This is a genomic window from Kitasatospora sp. NPDC086791 (assembly GCF_040685975.1).
Classification (GTDB): domain Bacteria; phylum Actinomycetota; class Actinomycetes; order Streptomycetales; family Streptomycetaceae; genus Kitasatospora.
In genome coordinates, this window is the sequence record NZ_JBFBOC010000001.1 from 21,121 (window position 1) to 41,355 (window position 20,235).

Sequence of the window (20,235 nt, forward strand, 5' to 3'; positions counted from 1 at the left end):
ACGGAACGCGTGGCAGCCCCCTCCGGTCCCGATGACTCCCCCGCCTCCGCTGCCCGTCCGGGCGGCGCCGAGGCGCCGCTCGCGGAAGGTGTGGGCGGCCGCGGCGGCCGGGACGGGCGCCGTGCTGGCCTCGGTCCTGGTGATGTGCGGGCCGGGGTCGGGCGAGGACGTACGGGTGGTGGCGCTGCCGGGGGCCTCGCCCTCAGCCTCGGATCCGGGTCCAGGGCCGGGTCCGGGTCCGGGTCCGAATCCAACGAACCCGGGTCCGGGTGCGCGCCTGCTGTCGGCCTTCCCGCCGGCGGCCACACCGGCGCCCTCGCCGCTGCCGCCGCCGGTCCCGGGGGGTGGCGCCACAGCCGCGGCGGGCGCGGCGGCAGCAGCGGCCACCGCCGACGCCCCGCAGGCCTCGGCGAGCCCGCGCCCGAAGCCCGGCCGCGGCCCGCACGCCACCGGCCCGGCCCACGGCGCGTCGGGCGCGCCCGCCCAGGCCGGGCCGGGGTCGGGCGGGATGCTGCCGAGCGCCGGCCCGGGCACCATCTGTGACCAGGCCGAACGCGTCGGCCGCTGGCCGGCCGGCTCGGAGCAGGCCCGCCTCTGCCGCAGCGTCTACGGCTGAGCCGTCGGGACGCCGCCCGCACCCCCTGACTCGCCGGAAACCGCCGACCCACCGGCGGGCGTCGACCCGCCGGGAGCCCCCAGCAGCCCCTTGTCCAGCCGGGGGGCCAGCACCCGCGCCAGCGTGTCGGTGATGTGCCCGGTGTCCCGGTACAGCACCACGCCCTCCAGCACCGCCGGGCAGGAGGGCCCGTCGCCCGGGCAGAGCAGCGGGCCGAGGTCCAGGGTCCGGACGCCGTAGCGGGCGGCGAGGCCGCCGTCGAGCACCGGGTCCGGCTCGAAGGCGGTGTCGCGCGGGAAGAAGCAGGCGTCGGAGCGCCCGTCCGAGGCCGCCAGGCAGGTCGGGATGTCCTTGCCCGGCATCGGGGTGTCGCCGAGGTAGGCGAGCGGGGCGCCGAGCGCGGCGAGGCGGTCGAGGGTGCGGGTCCAGCCCTCGGTGCGCTCCTCCTGGCTGCCGTAGCGGTTGAGGCCGGCCATCAGGACGAGGCGCGGCTTGGGCCCGGAGGTGAGCCGGGTGAGGGTGTTCTCGCGCCAGCGGTCGCACTCCTCGAAGGTGCGGCCGAGCACGTTGTTGCGCACGGTGAGCGTGGCCAGCGGGCAACCGGGCTTGACCAGGACCTCCAGCGCCCAGTGCCGCTGCTCGGCCATGGCGAGGGCGGCGGAGATCCACTGCCCGGCGTGCGAGTCGCCGAGCAGCACGATCCGGTCGGGGCTGTGCTCGGCGCCGAAGAGGCAGCGCGGGCTGCTGTCGGCGTTGAGCGGGATCTCGCAGCCCTTGCCGGGCGGGAAGTCCTCCCGGGCGCGGGCCAGTGAGGGCGTCAGGGTGAGCACCCGGGCGCCGGGGGCGAGCAGGCCGGGCCCGTCGGCGGCTCCGGCGGGTGCGGCCGCGGGGGCGTCGGCGGCCCCGCCGAGGGCGCGGACGGTGCCGCCGCCGAGGGTGAGCGCGGCGATCAGCGGGATCACCAGGGCGCTGGCACCGACCGCGAGTCCGCGCCGGGGTGCCGGGCTGCTGCCGTACCGCAGCGGCTGTTCGACCAGGCGCAGGGTGAGCCAGGCGGGCAGCGCGCTGGCCGCGGTGAGCGCGAGCAGGACCGGCCAGGACAGCGCGCCGTACCGGGCCTGGGCGATGGTCAGCACCGGCCAGTGCCAGAGGTACCAGGCGTACGAGAGGCGCCCGGCGGCGCGCAGCGGGCGGGCGGAGAGGAGCCGTCCGGCGTCGACGGAGCGGAGCGGGCCGTGTCCGGCGAGCAGCAGGGCGGCGGTGCCGAGGACGGGCAGCAGCGCGGCGGCGCCGGGGAACGGCGTGTTGCGGTCGTACAGGAAGATCGACGCCACCACGGCGGCCAGACCGAGCCAGCCGACCAGTCGCAGTGACCACCGCACCGGGGGCCGCTCGGTCCGGGTGGCGAGCGCGCCGCCGAGCAGGGCCGCGCAGGCGCCGGCCGCGAACTCCCAGAGCCGGCTGCCGGTGGAGAAGTAGGCGAGCGGCGCGGAGGTCTGCGTCCAGCGCAGGCACAGCACCAGCGAGACGCCGCCGATGCCCAGGGTGGCGAGGGTGATCGCCAGGGTGCGGCGGCGCCCGTGCAGGTAGCGGGCGAGGCCGAGCAGCAGCACGCCCCAGAGCAGGTAGAACTGGTTCTCCACGCTGAGCGACCAGAAGTGCTGCAGCGGGCTGGGGTCGTGTTCGGCGGCCAGGTAGTCGGTCTGCTGGCCGACGAAGCGCCAGTTGGCGAACTGGCCGGCGGCGGCGATCAGGTCGCGGGCGAGGTCGGTGCCGCGCAGCGGGTCGAGCAGGGCGCCGCCGGCGACGGCGGTGGCGACCAGGACGGTGGCGGCGGCGGGCAGGATGCGCCGGGCGCGGCGGGCGGCGAAGTCCCACAGGCCGAGCGGGCGTCCGACCAGCAGGCCGGTGATCAGGAAGCCGGAGATGACGAAGAAGATGTCGACGCCGACGTAGCCGCCGGTCGGACCGGGTACGGCGGCGTGGAAGGCCAGGACGGACAGCACGGCGATGCCGCGCAGCCCTTCGATGTCCGGGCGGAAGGCGGCGCGCCGGCGGGCCGGCCCGCTCTCGACGACGGTGGCGCCCTTCGGGGCGGCGAGTTCCCGGTCCACCCGGACGACCTCGGGAAGCAGGTCGGCGGCGGCCGGTGCGGGCGCGGATGCGGCGGATACGGGTGCGGCGGATACGGGTGCGGAAGGTGCGGACGAAGGCGGGACGGCCGTTGACACGGCGGCGCTCCTTGCAGGGCTGGCAGCGATGGTCGGGCCCGCCGGGTCGATGGGGCGGCCGGGCGGTGTCCGCGCCGGTGGGGCGACGCGCAAGGACAATCAGGGGTGGAACGATGGAGCAGTGAAAGCGGGTTGACGGTGCGTCAGAAGATCAGCGGGTCCGCCCAGCCCGAGGCCAGCAGCCCGCAGAGCAGCAGCACGGCGGTGACGGCGACGGCCTCGGCCTGTCCGAACCCGAGGTCGGAGCGGCGCCGGGTGGGTGCGGCGACCTCGCCGGCGGTGGCGCCCTTGCCACCGTTCCCCCCGTTCAGCAGCGGCCACAGGGAGCGGATCAGCGGAATCATGGTGTAGGCGGTGAGCGCGAGCAGTGCGGTGAGCGCCCAGTACGGCCGCCAGCCGTACAGCAGCGCGGCCCGGACCAGTCCGGCGGCGCCCGCGAGGACGACGATCCCGAGCCAGCCGACCCCGATCCGGGCGACCGCCCGGGCGAGCGAACTGCCGCCCGACACGGCGCCGGTGGGCACCCAGTCGGCGGAGCGGCGGCGCAGCGCGTGCGCGATGGCCACCACGTGGCAGAGCCCGCCGAGGAGTTGGACCCGGGTGACCTCGAAGCGCCAGCGGGTGCGGGACATCGCGGGCAGCAGGACGAGGGCGACCCAGATCGGCGGCAGGAAGGGGAGCACCTGCCAGGGTTGGATCTCCTCGGGCCGGAAGTACAGCATGATCAGGGCGGGCAGCGGCACGGCGAACACGTTCACCGCGCTGGTGAGGTAGCCGAGGATGCCGTTCCAGAAGCAGAGCCGGGCGGAGCGCGGCAGCGGTCCCTTGCGGAAGTCCGGGTCACGGACGAGGGCCAGGGAGCCGAGGCACCAGCGGTACTGCTGGCTGATGAAGGCGGGCAGGCCGGTGGGCGACATGCCCTTGGCGACCAGCGCGGGCACGTAGCGGGTGGCCCAGCCGGCGCGGGCGAGGGCGAGGCCGGTGTAGAGGTCCTCGCTGTGGTCGATCTCGGCGAAGCCGCCGATCCGCCGCAGGGCGGCCCGGCGGTAGAGGGCGTTGGTGCCGCAGCAGACGGTGCCGTCCTGGGCGTCCCGGGAGGGCTGGATCCAGCGGTAGAAGATCTCCTGGGTGGCTCCCGCGGCGCGTTCGAGCCAGGACATGTCGGCGTCCGTGTCGAAGCACTGCGGGCTCTGCACGATGCCGACCTCGGGGTTGTCGAGGTAGGGCACCAGGTGGTGCAGGAAGTCGGGGCGGGGGCAGAAGTCGGCGTCCAGGACGGCGACGATCTCCCCGGTGCCCTCGGCCAGGCCGTGGTTCAGGTTGCCGGCCTTCTTGAAGCGGCCCCGGTCGGGGCGGGCGCGGTACTCGAAGCCGTAGGACTCGGCGAGTTCGCGCACCTCGGGGCGGTCGGCGTCGTCGAGGACCAGGACGGTGAGCTCGCCGGGCCACCGGACGGCGGCGGTGTGGCGGTAGGCGTTGTCGAGGACGGCCAGCGGTTCGCCGGCAGTGGGCAGCAGCAGGTCCACGCTCGGGTGGCGGGCGGGCTGCCAGGCGCGCATCAGCAGGTCGTGCGAGTCGCGGGTGAAGCGGCGGGCGCGCTGGCCGTCGGCGAGCGAGAGCAGCCAGGTGGCCGCGTTGAGCACGGTCAGCACCAGGAACGGCCAGAGCAGCGGCTTGCTGAGGGCGAACAGGCCGAGCGTGGCGGTGGCTCCCGCGTAGGAGAGGGTGGCACACAGCAGCACCCAGCGGCGCTGCGGGCCGAAGTACCAGTAGAGCTCCTCGTCGTCGGGCGGACTGGGCAGTCGGAGGTCGGGGTCCGCGGGTATCCGGCGCGGACCGGCCTCGGGTGCGGGCATGGCGGTGCCATGGAGTACGGGCATGCGGAAATGGCCCCCCTGGGCAGCGGACGGAACGTGACCGTTCGTCCTCAGCCTCTCACATTGGCCTAGACCAATCATGAACGAGGTATGACATCTCCGCATCGCCCCAGCTCAGCGACTTGACGCCACATCACCTGCCGGATTCACATCGAGCGGGCCCATACCCGGACCCCGTGCGCGGGCCGTCGTCCACACCGCCCGGACGACCCCGAGGACCCCGCCGCCCTTACCGCCCCGACCGCCCCGACGGCCCGGGTCAGGAGGCCTTCAGCTCCTTGGTCAGGTGCACGAACCGGAGGTCCGGCCGCAGCGGGATGCCGAACCGCTCGTCGCCGTACGGGAACGGGCTGAACTCGCCGGTCCGGCGGAAGCCGCGCCGCTCGTACCAGGCGATCAGCTCGGTGCGCTGCTCGATCACCGTCATCTCCATCGCGCCGACGCCCCACTCCTCACCGGCCAGCCGCTCGGCCTCGGCCAGCACGGCCCGGCCGACCCCGCCGCCCTGCAGGCCAGGGCGCACCGAGAACATCCCGAAGTAGGCCCGCTCGCCGCGCCGTTCCAGCTGGCAGCAGGCGACCAGCCCGCCGTCGCGCTCGGCCAGCAGTACCAGTCCCTCGGCGTGGCCGATAGCCGCCGCGACGCCCTCGGGGTCGGTCCGCTGCCCGGCCAGCAGGTCGGCCTCGGTGGTCCACCCGGCCCGGCTGGAGTCGCCCCGGTAGGCGGACTCGACCAGCTCGACCAGGGCCGGGACGTCGGCGGGCGTGGCGGGCCGGAAGACGGGCTCCCCGACGGGCCGGTCGGTGGCGTGGGCGGTCTCGGTCATGGCTGGTCCTTTCCTCCGTGCTGGGTGCCGCCCGTGACGGCCGGCACGCGGGCATCGTGTCACAGAGCCCGGGAGGCCCCGGGCCCGGGATCGGCAGGACCAGCCGGGGACCGACCGTCCGCGGACGGCACAGTGCCCGACACCCCGCTGCCCCTGCCCAGCGCCGAAGGACACCGAACGGCGCCGCCCCCGGCGCGGGCCGGGGGGCGGCACCGAGGACCGGGGGCGGCACCGGAGTGCACGGCCCGGGCTCAGCCGTCGATGCGGTGCTGGCTCCAGAAGGAGGTCAGGTCCACGGTGGTGGCGGCCTGGGCCGCGGCCTTGAACTCCGCGGTGGTGGACACGCCGTACCAGTGCGACTGCGCGTAGCCGCGCAGCAGCGTGGTCATCGCGCCGTCGCCGATCGTCCGGCGCAGGTCGTGCAGGGCGCACTTGCCGTAGCCGTAGACGACCGTGGAGTAGCGGGAGGAGTTGGCGTCCCAGTACGCCATCGAGTTGGTGATCCTCTCCGCGGGCGAGGCCCAGGAGACGCCGCTCCAGCAGCCGTTGCCGGTCTTGCCGAGAGCGAGGTCGGTGGCGTAGTCGGTGAAGGCCTCGTCCAGCCAGGGGCCGTTGTACTCGTCGTCGCCCACGATGCCGTACCACCACTGGTGGCCGATCTCGTGGGTGAGCGCCGTGGTGCTGACCAGGTCGAGCACGAAGCCCGGGTACTCCATCCCGCCGAACCAGAAGCTGTTGTCGATCACCGCGTCCAGTTCGCCGTACGGGTAGGCCCCGAAGCGCTGGGCGTGCGCGTCGACCGCCGAGGTCGCGGTGGAGAGCATCGACTTGGCGTCGGCCGCGCTGATCCCGGCCACCGAGTAGACGTTGACCTTCACGCCGGCCGCGGAGGTGCCGGAGATCCTGCTGAACGGCCCGGCGCCCCAGGCGAAGTCGCGCACCTTGCTCGCGGTCGCCTTGGTGACGGTCCGCCCCGCCGCACCGGGGGTGTCCACCGAGGTGCCGGTCGCGGGCACCAGCAGGCCGGACGGGTGGTCCAGGGTGACGGTGAAGTCGGAGGCCACCGAGTAGAAGGACTCGCCGTTGTTGGTGTACGGGTCGAGGTGCCAGCCGGCCGCGTCCCGGATCGCCAGCACGGGCAGGGCGTTGCCGAGGAAGTTGTACGCGCCGTCGTGGCCGAAGCGGTCCGCGCCGCTCGGCACGGTGATGCCGAGGTCGAAGCCGACGGTGCCGCTCTGCCCCTGGGCGAGCGGTGCCGGCAGGGTGACCTTGAGCGCGGTGCAGTCCACCGAGAGTGGGGCGGGCGTGCCCCCGGTCACGTTGGTCACCGTGATCGGGGTGCTGGGGCAGCTTCCGTGGGCGTTGTCCCACAGCCGCAGGTACACCTCGTTCAGCGGGGCGGGCGAGGCGTTGGTGAAGCTCACGCTCTCGTGCCCGGTCCAACTGCCGCCGGAGGCGTCGCTGGTGAGGTCGACGGTGTACCCGGGCGAGGCCGGGGTGCGGGTCGGGTCACCGGGCTGGGGCGGGGTGGTGCCGCCGGAGGCGTCCAGGGTGATGTCGTCCAGCACGAAGCTGGTCTGCAGGCTGGAGTCCTCGACCCCGGTGAAGGCGAGCGTCACGGTCTGCCCCGCGAACGCGGAGACGTCGACGGTCTTGTGCGCGTACCCGTCCTGGGCGTCCAGGTTGGAGTAGGTGGCCAGGGTGGTGGAGCCGAGCTTGACGGTCAGTTTGTCGTAGGCGGTGCTGGTGGTGGTCTCGGCGGTGTCGACGTGCAGCCAGAACCCGAGCGTCGCCGTTCCGCACCCGGCGGGGAGGGTGACGGACTGCGAGAGCGTGTCGGTGTGGGTCGAGCCGTAGCCGTCGAGCCAGGCGTAGGAGCTGCCGGAGTGCGCACTCTGGCCACTGTCGGCGGTGATCGCGCCGCTCGGCGCCGTCCAGGGTGAACTGCCGGACTCGAAACCGCCGTTGGCCACCACCTGGGCGGGTGTGCAGTCCGCGGCGCTCGCCACATTGGGGGTGGCGAGCGCCGCGAGGCCGGTGGCCGCGAACAGGGCGGCGCCGGTCAGGGCATGCAGGAGTCTTCTCATCGGAACCTCTCGTGGGGAGCGGGCCGGGAGCAGCAGCGTGACAGCAAACCCGCATCTTTGAAAGGCGCATGACACAAAGCGGCCGGCACCCACCGGGCACCGGGCACCGCGGAGAACGGACTACGGACCACCGACTACGGGCTGAACGGACCACCGAGCACCGGCCGCGGAGCAGCGCCCGGCCAGGCGGCCGACCGGAGGGTCAGCGCGGGTCGACCAGCTCCTGGGCGAAGACCGTACCGAGCGGCTCCGGCCCGATGTACTGCTGGCAGTTGCAGGGCCGCGCCTCGAACTGCAGCGGGCGGCGGTCGGCGTCCCAGGCGGTCGGGGCCTCGACTTCCTCGTGACAGCGGCCCTGCTTGTCGTGCTTGGCCAGGTGGTGGGTGCAGCCGCAGATCGGCTCCGGCGGACGGTTGGCCGCCTCCAGGGCCGCGTGCCGGCGCTCGGTGGCGGCGAGCAGTTCCATCTTCCGCTCGTGCCGCACCTTCAGCGCCTGCCGGGCGTCCTTCACGATCCACCCGCTGCCGTACAGGACGACGGGCAGCACCCACCACATGCTGAGTATCTGGTCCACTGACTCTCCCCCATCGCACCGGTTCCGGCGGCTGATCATACTGCCGACCAGGGCCTACCGGACCCGACGGAACGGCGGCCACCGCGCCGACCGGCCCGCGCGGCCGACTACTCACCGCACTCGCCCCCTCCGCCCCGGTCGCCGGGCCCACCGGGTCCGCCGCCCGCCCGCCGTCCGACCACCGGTCGGCTGACCAGCGGAATCGTCTGGCCCGCCGCTCACTTCCAGCGCGCCCGTTTACGTCCGATTCATACCTTGTATCCTGGTTCTGTATCCGTTGCGTGACCTCCGCGGGGCGACACCGTCGGGAGTTGAGGAGTGCGGACATGGCCGAACGGGACGGCACCGAGAAGCGGGGGCGGCTGAACCGCCCGCTGGTGCTCGCCGCCGCCGTGGCGCTGGTCGACCGCGAGGGCCTGGCCGCACTGACCATGCGCCGACTGGCCACCGAGCTGGGCGTCGAGTCGATGGCCCTGTACCGCTACACCCCGGGCAAGGAGGGCCTGCTCGACGGCCTGATCGAGTCCTTCTTCACCGAGGTCAACGCCCGGCTGCGGACCAGCGCCGCGGCCGGCCCGCACGAGTCCGAACGGCGCCGGCCCGGGTGGCGCCTGGAACTGCGCCGGATCGCCCGGTCCTTCGCCGTCGCCGCGCACGCCCACCCCGAGATCCTGCCGCTGGTCGCGACGCGGCCGCTGACCGTCCCGCTGGCCCGCCGGCCGGCGCCGGTGCTCGAACTCACCGAGCACATCCTCGCGGTGCTCGGCCGGGCCGGCTTCGACGACGCCACCGCGCTGGCCGTCTACCGCACCTTCGTCGCCTGGAACCTCGGCTTCCTGCTGGTGGGCAAGCGCCAGGTGGTCGACAACCCGGACGAGCCGGAGCCGGTCCTGCGGCTCGGGCTGCACCGGCTGCCCGCCGCCGAGTACCCCCGGCTGCGCGCCCTCGCGACCCGCTTCGCCGAGTTCGACGACGAGGCCGAGATGCTGACCGGCCTCGACAGCCTGCTCGACGCGATGCCGCAGCCACCCCTTGACGCGTTCTACGACGGCGACGCATCCTGAGGATACGAGGTACACGTCGGACATATCCGCCGATATCGGCGCCACCGAGCGAGCCGCCGGCCATGGCTCCGGCCGCAGTTCCGGCCGCAGTTCCCGCGACGGTTCCGGCAATGGTTCCCGCAACGGTCCGGCCACGCTCCCGCGGCGCCCGGAAGAAGTCCCCCATGTCCGCCGTTCCGAACGCATCACCCCACGACGACATCCTGCGCCTCCACGTCACCGCCAAGGACCCGGAGGCCCTGCGCGCGCTGCTGCGCGAGAACCGCCCCGACGTCGGCGGACGCCCGCACGTCGAGGCGGACGGCCGCATCGGCATCGACGTCTACACCACGGCCGACCGGATCCCGGACCTCGAACGCGAAGGCGTGACGATCACCCGGACCGGCAACGCCAGCGAGGCCGGGCGCGCCGCCCAGGCCGAGGTCGGCGGCGGCGACCGGTTCGCCCCCGACGACGCCGTCCCGCGCGGCCTGGCCGCCAAGCTCACCGACTGACCCGGGAGGCCCGTCATGACGTACCTGAACGTCACCGAGGTCGAGTCAGCCGTGACCAGCCTGGCCGCCGCCTACCCCGACCTCACCCAGCTCGTCACCCTGCCCGAGCCCACCTTCGAAGGCCGCACCGCCCACGCCCTGGTGATCGGCGAACCCTCGCCGACCCCCAAGCCGTGCGTGATGATGATCGGCGGCGTGCACGCCCGCGAGTGGGGCAGCTGCGAGATCCTCGTCCACCTGGCCGCCGACCTGCTGGAGGCCCACCGCGACGGCACCGGCCTCGGCTACGGCGGCACCCGCTTCACCGCCGGCCAGGTCAGCGGCCTGCTCCAGCGAGTCGACCTGGCGATCTACCCGCTGGTCAACCCGGACGGCCGGCACTACAGCCAGACCGTCCGGCCGATGTGGCGCAAGAACCGCAACCCGGTCAACGCCGGTGGCAACCCGAACCCGGACTGCGTCGGCGTCGACCTCAACCGCAACTACGACTTCCTCTTCGACTTCGTCACCGCCTTCGACCCGAAGGCCACCCCCCAGGTCTCGACCGACCCGTGCGACCAGCAGGTCTACGCCGGCCCGAGCCCGTTCTCCGAGCCGGAGACCCGCAACGTCCAGTGGCTGCTGGACCAGCTCCCGCTGACCCGGTGGTTCGTCGACGTGCACAGCTACTCGCAGGACATGCTCTACAACTGGGGCGACGACGACAACCAGTCGGTCGACCCCGACATGAACTTCCGCAACTCCGAGTACGACGGCAAGCGCGGCCTGCCCGGCGACCCGGCGTACTCCGAGTACATCCCCAAGGACGACGAGGACGCCGCCGTGCTGCTCGCCGAGGCGTTCTGCAAGGGCGTCAACGGCGTACGCGGCCTGTCCTACAAGCCGATGACCGGCTTTCACCTGTACCCGACCAGCGGGACCAGCGACGACTACGTCTACTCCCGCGCCTTCGCCGACCCCGACCAGGGCAAGGTGCTCGGCTTCACCGTCGAGTGGGGCACCGAGTTCCACCCGCGCTGGGCGGAGATGCAGGAGATCATCCTCGACGTGGACGCCGGGCTGGTGCAGTTCTGCCTGGCCACCGCCTGACCCGGTCACCGCCTGACGCACCCCGAGCCCGAGCCACAGTGCCCGACAGCAGGGCGCCCGCCACGACCGTTCGTGGCGGGCGCCCTGGCGCGTGATCGCGTGCTCGGCGGGTGCTCAGGCGGCCCGGTGGAAGAAGAACGGGTCGATGGACGGCGGCACCCGGGTCACGCCGTCCGTGCTGAGCAGTTGGTGGGTGGTGAAGTCGGCGTTGCGCTGATAGGTCACGCCGACCGGGAAGTTGGCCCGGTCCGGGGTGTTGTTGCCGGCGAAGACCCCGTAGAAGTCCTTCCCGATCGCGAGCATCCGGAGGTAGTCGCCCAGGAAGGGCAGCCCCTGGGCAATCGGGACGTTCGCCGGTGCCTGGTGCAGCACGTCGGACTCCGGCGCGGTCCGCCAGTTGTCGGCGGTGACCTCAAGGAGCGTCGTCCACTGGTTCCGGGCGAACCGCTGGTACACCAGACCGACCAGCCCGTCCGAATTGACGGCCAGCGACGGGTTCTTGGCGTCGGTGACGTCGTCACGCACCTGCTGCCAGGTCTGTCCTCGGTCGCCGGAGTGCCGGACGTGCAGGGTGTTGTCGACGCCGTCCGGACCGCCGGCACGGTCGCACCAGGCGATCCAGACCCGGTCGGCGTTCGTGGGGTCCACCGCGATCGTCAGGTCGCCGCCGAGCCGCTCCTGGCCCATGGTCGAGTTGAACGCGACGAAGCGGTCGGTCGCGACCCGCTGGCCAGGCGCGCTGTCGGTGGCGTCCTTGAGGTCCTGGAAGGTGTCGGCGCCGAGGCCTCCGCCGTCGTCCCGGGTCACCACGATGTCGAAGGTGACATCGGTGACCGGGTTGCCGCCGTCATTGGTCCGCCAGCTCTCGAACGCCGCGTAGACCGTGCCGTCGGGGTGCACGGCGAGGCGCACCGGCGGCCCGTCCTGGCCCGCCGGATCACGGTGTTCGATCACCGTGGGAAGGAATCCCGCCGGTGCGGGCGCCGTCCGGGCGTCGCCCGAGACATCCACGATGGCGGTCCGCGGCCCCGGACCGTTGTTCCCGACGTAGACCCGGTCGTGGTCGGCGCCGTCGGCCGTCACCGTGTCGGCGATGATCCACGGCTGGTCCTCGCGGTCCCGGCTGACCAGGAGCTCCATGGGCGCGGTCGAGCCGATGCCCGGCGCCCGCAGGATCTGCATCCTGGTGATCGGCGGCCGGTGCAGCGCGGCCCTGCCGTTCAGGATGCCCGCGTACAGGGCACCGCCCCGGGCCGCGAAGGCGACCGTGATGTCGGCGGTGCCGAGCCCCGGCGCGGCACCGGGCACGATGGTGTGCAGCGCCCAGCTGTCGCCTCCGTCGGTGGACACGTAGACCGGCGCGAGCGGGCCCTCCATCGGGTCGGGGGTGAAGGCGGTCGCCACCATCGCGGTGGGCTGTTCCGGGTCGACCGCCAGGAACGGTTCGGCGTCCTGGGTCGCGGTGCCGCTCAGCGCCTTCGGGGTGATGTTGACGACCTTGAGGGTGGGCATGTCGGCTCACCTCCGTTCGCGCAGCACGGCGAGCTCGTGCGCCGGCTGGTAGTCCTCGGGGTGGATCAGTTCGTACGGGGCGAGCTCGCGCAGGTCGTCCTGGGTGGCGTGCAGGAGCCACAGCCCCTGCTGGCCGGCCTTGGGCTTGGGCACCCGGAAGTGGTGGGCGTCCCGGCTGTTGGGGTACAGCACGGCGACGGTCGCACCGGTCACCGGGCCGCGCTCGACCTGGGTGATGCCGATCGTCGCCCGCCACCAGTCCGGCGCGTGCTCGGACCAGCGGTCGGCACTGCCGACGCCACCGGTACCACCGGCACCACCGGCACCACCGGCCCGTTCCAGGCCGACCACCGTGCCGACGACCACGGCGTCCGCCTCGGCGGCGTGCGCGGCCAGGTCCTGGTGGCGGATCTCCCGCTGCACCGAGGTGAACGGCAGCTCGTCGGCCGTGGTGGCGGCGAGCGACACGTGCGGTTGGACTGCCTCGGCCGGCAGCCGGCCCACCTCGGTGACGCCCAGGGCCTCCCCGTACACCATTCCCTGGGTGAAGAACGCGGCCCGGTCGCCGACCCCCATCAGCTCGGCGTCGGCCGCCAGTTGGACGGTGACCTCGCTGCCCGCGAGCTGCCGGAAGGCCTCCGGCGCGTGCAGCACCTGGTCCACCCGGACCACCGCCGTCCGTTCGTTCCGGCTCTCGGCCGGGACGGCCGCGAGCGAGGTGCCGCCGACCCGGGTGACCGTGCCCACGAAGCTCAGCGGAGCCCGCCGGACGAGTTCGGTCAGCCGCTCGGGTGCGACACCGGGTGTCATGTCCGTCATGACGATCCTCCTCTCGGGTCACCGCGCGGCGCGGGCCGAGGACGGGTGCGCCCGGCGCCACTCGATCCGCGCGCCGAGCAGGCAGGCGGCGGTGACGGCGGCCGCCAGCGCGACCACCAGCCACTCCGCCGCGCCGCTGCCGGCGTCCGGGTCGAGGCCGAGGAGCGTCTCGATCCACTGCGGCCACACCAGGGTGAGCAGGAAGAGCAGTCCGGACAGTCCGCCGAGGGCCGTCTCCAGCCAGAAGCGGGGCCGGACCGGATTCGATTGTCGGAAGGGCATCGCTGCACCTCCCCTTCTCCCCTCGCCCGGGCCGCGCGGCGGCACGACACAGCGCGCGCCGTTCCCGCGCCGCCGTCTGCGCGGCGGCGCGACCGGCCGGGCCGGCCCGGGTCGGAGGTCGCTCCCGTCGGCGCCGCCGGTCGGGGGGCGTGGTCGCCGCGGGAGGTGGTTCTGCTTCGATCCGCAGCGTCGGGGCTGCGGTGGGAGTGCGCCGAGGAGGGCTCGCGGTGTCACCGCGCGTGCCGTCCCCGCGCTGTACGCCTACGAGGCACACGTACGTCGTATACGAGTCTGCTCGCACCCCGCGGGCAGGTCAAGGGCGGGCCGGTCGGCGTCCCGGCTCAGACCGCCCGGACCCGGCCTCAGACCCGGCTCAGGCCCGACCCGGACCCGGATCAGACCCGGGCGCCCAGCATCCGCAGCACCAACTCACCGTAGCGGCGGCCGAGTTCCTCGGGCGTCTCGGTCGAGCGGTCGGTGTACCAGCGGGAGACGTCGATGCCCAACGAGGTGACCGCGCGGGCCGCCGTCCGCACCTCCGAGACCTGGAAGTCGCCGGCCGCCGCGCCCTCCTCGATCAGCGCGCTGACCTCGCGCTCGATGTCCAGCCGCAGCGCCGCGACCACCGCGTAGGCGTCCTCGGGCAGCGCGTGCAGCTCGTAGTTGACCACCCGGCCGACCGTCCGGGCCCGGGCGTGCCAGGCGGTGAACTGCTCGACCAGCCGCCGCATCCGCTCCACCGGGCCGCCCCCGCCGGCCACCGCGTCCCGGACCAGGGCCAGCGTGGCGGCGTGCCCGGCCCGGCTGATCTCGGCCAGCAGGGCGGCCTTGGACTGGTAGTGGATGTACAGCGCGGCCGGGCTCATCCCGGCGGCGGTGGCGATGTCCCGGGTCGTGGTGGCGTGGAAGCCGCGCTCCGCGAACGACTCGACGGCCGCCTGGAGCAGCCGGTACGCCGCTTCGGGGCGGGTATCGGCGCCGGGCAGGGTCGGCCAGAGGTCGGCCATCGGGGTGCTGGTCATGGCGTCATCCTCCCAGAGACCCGGACCGGGACTCGTACAGGTTTTCCCACCGATCGCCGGACGGCCCCGGCGGACGGTCGGCAGGCTGTTGACAGGCTCCCGCACCGACACCATGCTGAGCAAGCGCTTAGTCAGCTAGCGCTCGGCAGTCGCCGCCGGGATCCCGTCGCAGCCGGGGTCCGTCGCGGCCGAGACCCCCGTGGGAAAGGCAGGACGCTCCGTGGTGCACTCCTTCAAGGGCCGGGTGGCCGTCATCACCGGATCGAGCCGGGGCATCGGCCTCGGCATCGCGCGCGAACTGGTCGACCGCGGCGCCAAGGTCTGCCTCACCGCCCGCAACCCCGAGCCGCTGGCCCGGGCCGTCGAGGACCTGGGCGGCCCGGAGAACGCCATCGCCGTCGCGGGCAAGGCGGACGACCCGGCGCACCAGGAGGAGGCCGTCGCCCGCACCCTGGAGGCCTTCGGCCGGCTCGACCACCTGGTCAACAACACCGGCATCAACCCGATCTACGGACCGGTCCTGGGCACCGACGAGGACGCCGCCGCCAAGATCCTGGCCGTCAACGTGCTCGGCCCGCTGGCCTGGACCCGCCGCGCCCACGCCGCGTGGATGGGCGAGCACGGCGGCTCGGTCGTCAACGTCGCCTCGGTCGCCGGCATCCGCGCCTCCGCCGGGATCGGCATGTACGGCGTCAGCAAGGCCGCGCTGATCCGGCTCACCGTCGAACTCGCCGCCGAGCTGGGCCCGCAGGGCATCCGGGTCAACGCCGTCGCGCCCGCCGTGGTCAAGACCAAGTTCGCCGAGGCCCTGTACGAGGGCCGCGAGGAGCAGGTCGCCGCCGCCTACCCGCTCGGCCGGCTCGGCGTCCCCGAGGACGTCGCGGGCGCGGTCGCCTTCCTGCTCTCCCCGGACGCCGGCTGGATCACCGGCCAGACCCTCCTGGTCGACGGCGGGGTCACGCTCGGCGGTGGCCTGTGACGGCCGACCCGGCCGACCCGGCCGACCTGGCCGACCTGGCCGACCGGGGCGTCGTGGTGACCGGCGCCGGCCGGGGCATCGGGGCCGCGCTGGCCCGCGCCTTCGCCGCCGCCGGGGCCCGGGTCGTGGTCAACGACCTGGACGCCGACGCCGCCCACGCCGTCGCCGCGGACTGCGCCGGCACCGCCGTGCCCGGCGACGCGGCCTCCGCCGCCGGCCTCGCCACCCTGGTCGACCGGGCCCGCGCGGCGCTCGGCGAGATCGACGTGTGGTGCGCCAACGCGGGCGTCGCCCCGGTCGGCGGGGCCGACGCGCCCGCCGCCGCCTGGACGAGCGCCTGGGAGGTCAACGTGCTCGCCCACGTCCGGGCCGCCGACCTGCTGCTCCCCCGCTGGCTGGAGCGCGGCGAGGGCCGCTTCCTGTCCACCGTCTCCGCCGCCGGGCTGCTCACCATGCTCGGCTCGGCCCCGTACGCGGTCAGCAAGCACGGCGCGCTCGCCTTCGCCGAGTGGCTCTCCGCGACCTACCGCCACCGGGGCGTACGGGTGCACGCGCTCTGCCCGCAGGGCGTGCGCACCGACATGCTCGCCGCCACCGGCGCCGTCGGCGAGGCCCTGCTCGCGCCGACCGCGCTGGACCCGGCGGACGTCGCCGAGGCGGCGCTGGCCGGGCTGCGCGAGGACCGCTTCCTGATCCTGCCGCACCCCGAGGTCGCCGAGTACTACCGGGTCCGGGCCACCGAGCCGGACCGCTGGATCGCCGGGATGAACCGGCTCCAGCAGGGGCTGGAACGGAGCGAGGTACTGTGAGGGCCTGGCAGGTGGGAGAGCTCGGCGAGCCGGCCGCGGTCATGCGGCTCGCCGAGGACGTGCCGCGGCCGGTGCCCGGCCCGGGGCAGCTGCTGGTCCGGGTGCGGGCCGCCGCCGTCAACTTCCCGGACGCGCTGATGGTGCGCGGGCAGTACCAGGTCCGGCCGCCGCTGCCGTTCACGCCCGGGGTGGAGCTGTGCGGCGAGGTCGCGGAGGGGCCGCGGCGGGGCGAGCGGCTGATCGGCAACCCGGTGCTGCCGCACGGCGCGTTCGCCGAGTACGCGCTGCTGGACGCCGCGGCCGCGTTCGCGGCGCCCGGGGCACTGGACGACGCCGAGGCCGCGGCACTGCACATCGGCTACCAGACCGCGTGGTTCGCGCTGCACCGCCGGGCCCGGGTGCGCGCCGGCGAGACCCTGCTGGTGCACGCGGCGGCCGGCGGGGTCGGCAGCGCGGCGGTCCAGCTCGGCCGGGCCGCCGGGGCCCGGGTGATCGCGGTGGTCGGCGGCCCGGCCAAGGCCGCGGCGGCCCGCGCGCTCGGCGCCGACCTGGTGGTGGACCGGCGGGCCGAGGACTTCGTCGCCGCCGTCAAGGAGGCCACCGGCGGGCGCGGCGCGGACGTGGTCTTCGACCCGGTCGGCGGTGACGCCTACACGGGCTCCGCGCGGTGCGTCGCCTTCGAGGGCCGGATCGTGGTGGTCGGCTTCGCCTCCGGGCGGATCCCGGCGCCGGCGCTCAACCACGCCCTGGTGAAGAACTACGCCGTCCTCGGCCTGCACTGGGGCCTGTACAACACCCATGACCCGCGTGCCGTCCGGGCCGCGCACGAGGAGCTGACGAAGCTCGCCGACCAGGGCACGGTCCGGCCCCTGGTGAGCGACCGGGTGCCGTTGGCGGGGGCCGCGGAGGCGGTCCGGCGGGTCGCCGACGGGCTGAGCACCGGGCGGATCGCCGTCCTCGGCGACTGACCGTCACCGGTCCTGCGGGCTCCGGGAAACCGGGGGCGGCAGGACCGGTGACCGCTGACCGAAACCGGGTGCGCCGGGCCCGTCACCGCTGTCAGGATGCCGGGATGACATCCTTTTCCGCCGCTCGCGACTCGTTGGAGGGCCTGGCCCTCGGGGACGGATTCGGGGAGCGCTGGTTCCCCCTGTTCCGGTCGCCCCAGGACGCGTTCGCGCAGATCCGGGACCGGCGCACGCCGGAGGAGGGCCCCTGGCACTGGACCGACGACACCGCGATGGCGCTGTCGGTGTACGGGATCCTGACCGCCTTCGACGCGGTGCACCAGGAGCGGCTCGCCCAGGCCTTCGGGGCCACCTACCGGGCGGACGCGGGCCGCGGCTACGGGCGCGGCATGCACCTGCTGCTGCCCGAACTGGCCGCGCAGCCCGCGAGTTGGCGCACCAGGGCCCGGGAGCTGTTCGACGGCCAGGGCAGCCTCGGCAACGGCGCGGCGATGCGGGTGGCCCCGCTGGGCGCCTGGTTCCACACCGACCTGGACGAGGCCGCGGAGCAGGCGTCGCTGTCCGCCGAGGTCACCCACGCGCACCCCGAGGGCGTGGCCGGGGCGGTGGCCGTCGCCCTGGCGGCGGCGTTCGCCGCCCGCGGCCGCTCCGGGCCCGCGCCCGTCGGCGCGGAACTGCTGACCGAGGTCGCCGACCGTACCCCGGCCGGCGCCGTCCGCGACGGGCTGCGGCAGGCCGCCGGGCTGTCCCCGGCCACCGAGCCGTGGCGGGCGGCCGACCTGCTCGGCAACGGGCAGCGGGTCCGGGCGAGCGACACCGTGCCCTTCGCCCTGTGGTCCGCCGCGCACCACGTGGACAGCCTGACCGACGCCCTCTGGACCACCGCCGAGGGCCTCGGCGACGTGGACACCACCTGCGCCATCACCGGCGGCGTGGTCGCCGCCCGCACCGGCCTTGCGCAGGTGCCGGCGGAGTGGCTGGCCTGCCGCGAAGCCCTGCCCGACTGGGTCGCCGAGGCCGAGGGCGCTGCCTGACGGTCCGGCAACCTGCGGTCCGGTCCGCAGGCGCCCACGCGGGGGCAGCTCACCAGGAACAGAGCCGACCCGGCGAGGGCGCGACGGGGTCGGGACACGGCGGTTCGGCCTTCGGGGAAGGAGCTTCGGGAAGAAGCTCCGGGAGAAGGACGTCAGGGGTGAGGGAAAGGGGCCGGATCGGCCGCGGGGGGCCTTCGCCGGCGTGCTGCCGTTCCCGGCCATCCGAATCGAGTCGAGCACCTGCCGCAGCGTCGGGTCGGGCGGCCGGCGGGGGCACGCGTCCACCTCGATCAGTGCGGGTACGCCGTCCCGGACGATGACGCGGCGCCCTACGAGCGCCCGGGTGCCACCGTTCATCACGCGGAACGCGTCGGGCTGGCGGATCCCGGCGCCGACGCTCAAGCACGCCCTGGTGAAGAACTACTTCCTGCCGCCGAACGCCGCGGCGAGCGCCTCGGACACCTTGGCCCGGGTCTGCGCGCCCGGGGCGATCACGGTCACGTTCCCGCTCGCCTCGGTGTCGCCGACCACCAGGAACCGCACCGCGGGGTTCGCCGGGGCGATCTGCGTCACCGCCGCGACCTGGGTGCTCCCGACGGCCAGTACGACGTCGCACTTCCGCGCCACCAGCGTGTTCGCGTACGGCACGGCGTTGCCGACGGACTGGTCCCCGATCACCGGCAGGCTCGACACCTTGGCCGCCGTGGCCGCCGAGCTGTCCTGCATGGCTCCCCACACCACGGCTGCCTCCGCCGCCGCGACCCCCTGCTGGTCGGTCAGCAGGCAGGCCTGTGTGACCGCGTACTGCCGGGCCCGCGCCGGCGGTTCCGCCGCCTCGTCCGGGGCCAGCCAGACGGCCACACCGACGGTCCCGACCAGGCAGGCGCCGGCCAGGGCCGCGGAGACGGTCCGCCGCTTCCCGGCCTTCCAAAACCTACTGCTCATTGAGCCGGTGCGGGTGCTCGGGGTTCACGGTGCAGACGAACACCCGGAGCGAGCCGTCCCGCCCCATGACGACCTGGGTCGGGGTGTTCAGTCCGTCAGTGAGGTCGTCCGCCTCCTCGACGGGACGCCAGCTGATGTTTCCGCCGTCCCACTCCGTGGTGGCGGCGGTGACCAGCAGGCGCATCGCCGCGCCGCACTCGCACACCATCGGGCTGTAGCCGGTCAGGTGCCACGAGGCGAAGCCACCGGCCTTCCAGCCCGGAGCGATGGACAGGTCGTACTGGTACCGGGGGAAGCTCCGGCCGCGCTGCTCCTCCCAGCTGCGGACGGATGCCCGCAGCGCCTCGGGGAGCAGTTCGATGTCCGGGTACTCGGTGACCTGCTCCGGATGCGCCAGGCATGGCTCCGGAAGGTAGCCGTCCGTGCCGACGACCGTCAGACGGGGAGGTTCCCGAAGCGGGTCGGTGACCTCCGCGGAGTTCCGCCAGATCAGTCGGACGTCTATTTTGTGGTCTTCCCCGTGCGCGTCGAACGGGCACCAGAGGAGCTGCAGCAGGTCCGTTCCCTCCGGGAATCCCAGGGTCGGCGCATCCGAACGGAAGATCTGGAGTACCGGAAGCAGCGGGATCGGGGAATCATCCGAGAGTTCCGGCGCGTATTTCCCGCGTTTGGCGAGGGCCTTCAATTCCAGGCGCTCGTCGTCGGTGGGCCCGGTGGGCCGGCCTTCGGAGTCGAGTCGGCTCCAAGCTTCGGCCAGCAATCGCCTGGACTTCCGGATGTTTTCCACGAGTTCACCCCTGGACTTCCGGTGTACGGCGGTGCAGGTGGGCCAGACCTCGTTCGAAGGCCACAGCAGCATGCCTCCGACGGAGCTGTCGGACGCCTTTGGGTCACCCGGTCGCGGGTGGAGGCGGGTGGCGGTGGTCGCGTGGTGTCGAAGCCCGGGAAAGAGCGCTTCGATGTCCATCGGCCGGGCCGGTGTGGTGCGGGACAATGCAGGCCTCCGG

18 protein-coding genes are annotated in these 20,235 nt (G+C 74.1%); 7 read left to right on the forward strand and 11 right to left on the reverse strand.

Features of this window, described 5'->3' with window-relative positions:
- Positions 1 to 606: 606 nt before the first annotated feature.
- The 5 genes from AB0Q99_RS00100 to AB0Q99_RS00120 all read right to left on the reverse strand — a co-directional run bounded on the left by AB0Q99_RS00100 (position 607) and on the right by AB0Q99_RS00120 (position 8,193).
- On the reverse strand, positions 607 to 2,847 hold the full coding sequence (locus AB0Q99_RS00100; protein ID WP_363566813.1) for an acyltransferase family protein: 2,241 nt from the start codon (positions 2,845 to 2,847) through the stop codon (positions 607 to 609).
- Between the two features lie 143 nt (positions 2,848 to 2,990).
- Positions 2,991 to 4,727, reverse strand: a complete 1,737-nt coding sequence (locus AB0Q99_RS00105; protein WP_363566815.1) for a cellulose synthase catalytic subunit — start codon at positions 4,725 to 4,727, stop codon at positions 2,991 to 2,993.
- Positions 4,728 to 4,983: 256 nt separating this feature from the next.
- A complete protein-coding gene (locus AB0Q99_RS00110; protein WP_363566817.1) occupies positions 4,984 to 5,550 on the reverse strand; it encodes a GNAT family N-acetyltransferase in 567 nt (188 codons plus the stop codon).
- A gap of 251 nt (positions 5,551 to 5,801) precedes the next feature.
- The gene (locus AB0Q99_RS00115) at positions 5,802 to 7,637 is read right to left on the reverse strand and encodes a M1 family aminopeptidase (RefSeq protein WP_363566819.1); all 1,836 of its coding nucleotides are present in this window, start codon (positions 7,635 to 7,637) and stop codon (positions 5,802 to 5,804) included.
- 202 nt (positions 7,638 to 7,839) lie between these two features.
- Positions 7,840 to 8,193 carry a hypothetical protein gene (locus tag AB0Q99_RS00120; RefSeq protein WP_363568144.1) on the reverse strand — a complete coding sequence of 118 codons (354 nt, stop codon included), beginning with the start codon at positions 8,191 to 8,193 and terminating at the stop codon, positions 7,840 to 7,842.
- Between the two features lie 344 nt (positions 8,194 to 8,537).
- On the opposite strand from AB0Q99_RS00120, the gene AB0Q99_RS00125 reads away from it, so the two are divergent.
- The 3 genes from AB0Q99_RS00125 (at position 8,538) to AB0Q99_RS00135 (ending at position 10,858) form a co-directional block, all read left to right on the forward strand.
- The gene (locus AB0Q99_RS00125; protein ID WP_363566821.1) at positions 8,538 to 9,275 is read left to right on the forward strand and encodes a TetR family transcriptional regulator; all 738 of its coding nucleotides are present in this window, start codon (positions 8,538 to 8,540) and stop codon (positions 9,273 to 9,275) included.
- A 164-nt stretch (positions 9,276 to 9,439) separates the two neighbouring features.
- Complete coding sequence (locus tag AB0Q99_RS00130; RefSeq protein ID WP_363566823.1) at positions 9,440 to 9,769, forward strand: hypothetical protein; 330 nt, start codon at positions 9,440 to 9,442, stop codon at positions 9,767 to 9,769.
- A gap of 15 nt (positions 9,770 to 9,784) precedes the next feature.
- Positions 9,785 to 10,858 (forward strand): M14 family metallopeptidase, encoded by a 1,074-nt coding sequence (locus AB0Q99_RS00135; RefSeq protein WP_363566826.1) that lies wholly within the window; start codon positions 9,785 to 9,787, stop codon positions 10,856 to 10,858.
- 114 nt (positions 10,859 to 10,972) lie between these two features.
- On the opposite strand, the gene AB0Q99_RS00140 is transcribed toward AB0Q99_RS00135, so the two are convergent.
- The 4 genes from AB0Q99_RS00140 to AB0Q99_RS00155 form a co-directional block, all read right to left on the reverse strand.
- Entirely contained in the window at positions 10,973 to 12,370 is a 1,398-nt protein-coding gene (locus tag AB0Q99_RS00140) for a hypothetical protein (protein ID WP_363566828.1), read from the reverse strand.
- Positions 12,371 to 12,376: 6 nt separating this feature from the next.
- A complete protein-coding gene (locus AB0Q99_RS00145; protein ID WP_363566830.1) occupies positions 12,377 to 13,189 on the reverse strand; it encodes a hypothetical protein in 813 nt (270 codons plus the stop codon).
- Between the two features lie 18 nt (positions 13,190 to 13,207).
- On the reverse strand, positions 13,208 to 13,471 hold the full coding sequence (locus AB0Q99_RS00150) for an ABC transporter permease (protein WP_363566832.1): 264 nt from the start codon (positions 13,469 to 13,471) through the stop codon (positions 13,208 to 13,210).
- Positions 13,472 to 13,866: 395 nt separating this feature from the next.
- A complete protein-coding gene (locus tag AB0Q99_RS00155; protein ID WP_363566834.1) occupies positions 13,867 to 14,493 on the reverse strand; it encodes a TetR/AcrR family transcriptional regulator in 627 nt (208 codons plus the stop codon).
- Between the two features lie 220 nt (positions 14,494 to 14,713).
- Here AB0Q99_RS00155 and AB0Q99_RS00160 point away from each other — a divergent pair, with 220 nt between their 5' ends.
- The 4 genes from AB0Q99_RS00160 (at position 14,714) to AB0Q99_RS00175 (ending at position 18,283) form a co-directional block, all read left to right on the forward strand.
- The gene (locus tag AB0Q99_RS00160; protein ID WP_363566836.1) at positions 14,714 to 15,472 is read left to right on the forward strand and encodes an SDR family oxidoreductase; all 759 of its coding nucleotides are present in this window, start codon (positions 14,714 to 14,716) and stop codon (positions 15,470 to 15,472) included.
- Positions 15,469 to 16,281: an SDR family oxidoreductase gene (locus tag AB0Q99_RS00165; RefSeq protein ID WP_363566838.1), complete on the forward strand. Its 813-nt coding sequence runs from the start codon at positions 15,469 to 15,471 to the stop codon at positions 16,279 to 16,281. The genes AB0Q99_RS00160 and AB0Q99_RS00165 overlap by 4 nt, the downstream gene beginning before the upstream one ends.
- A complete protein-coding gene (locus AB0Q99_RS00170) occupies positions 16,278 to 17,249 on the forward strand; it encodes an NADPH:quinone oxidoreductase family protein (RefSeq protein ID WP_363566840.1) in 972 nt (323 codons plus the stop codon). Before AB0Q99_RS00165 ends, AB0Q99_RS00170 begins: the two co-directional genes overlap by 4 nt.
- 104 nt (positions 17,250 to 17,353) lie before the next feature.
- Entirely contained in the window at positions 17,354 to 18,283 is a 930-nt protein-coding gene (locus AB0Q99_RS00175) for an ADP-ribosylglycohydrolase family protein (protein ID WP_363566842.1), read from the forward strand.
- Between the two features lie 420 nt (positions 18,284 to 18,703).
- On the opposite strand, the gene AB0Q99_RS00180 is transcribed toward AB0Q99_RS00175, so the two are convergent.
- Positions 18,704 to 19,228, reverse strand: coding sequence for a BMP family ABC transporter substrate-binding protein (locus tag AB0Q99_RS00180; RefSeq protein WP_363566844.1), 525 nt, complete (start codon positions 19,226 to 19,228; stop codon positions 18,704 to 18,706).
- Positions 19,218 to 20,015 carry a hypothetical protein gene (locus tag AB0Q99_RS00185; RefSeq protein WP_363566846.1) on the reverse strand — a complete coding sequence of 266 codons (798 nt, stop codon included), beginning with the start codon at positions 20,013 to 20,015 and terminating at the stop codon, positions 19,218 to 19,220. Before AB0Q99_RS00185 ends, AB0Q99_RS00180 begins: the two co-directional genes overlap by 11 nt.
- Positions 20,016 to 20,235 lie beyond the last annotated feature (220 nt).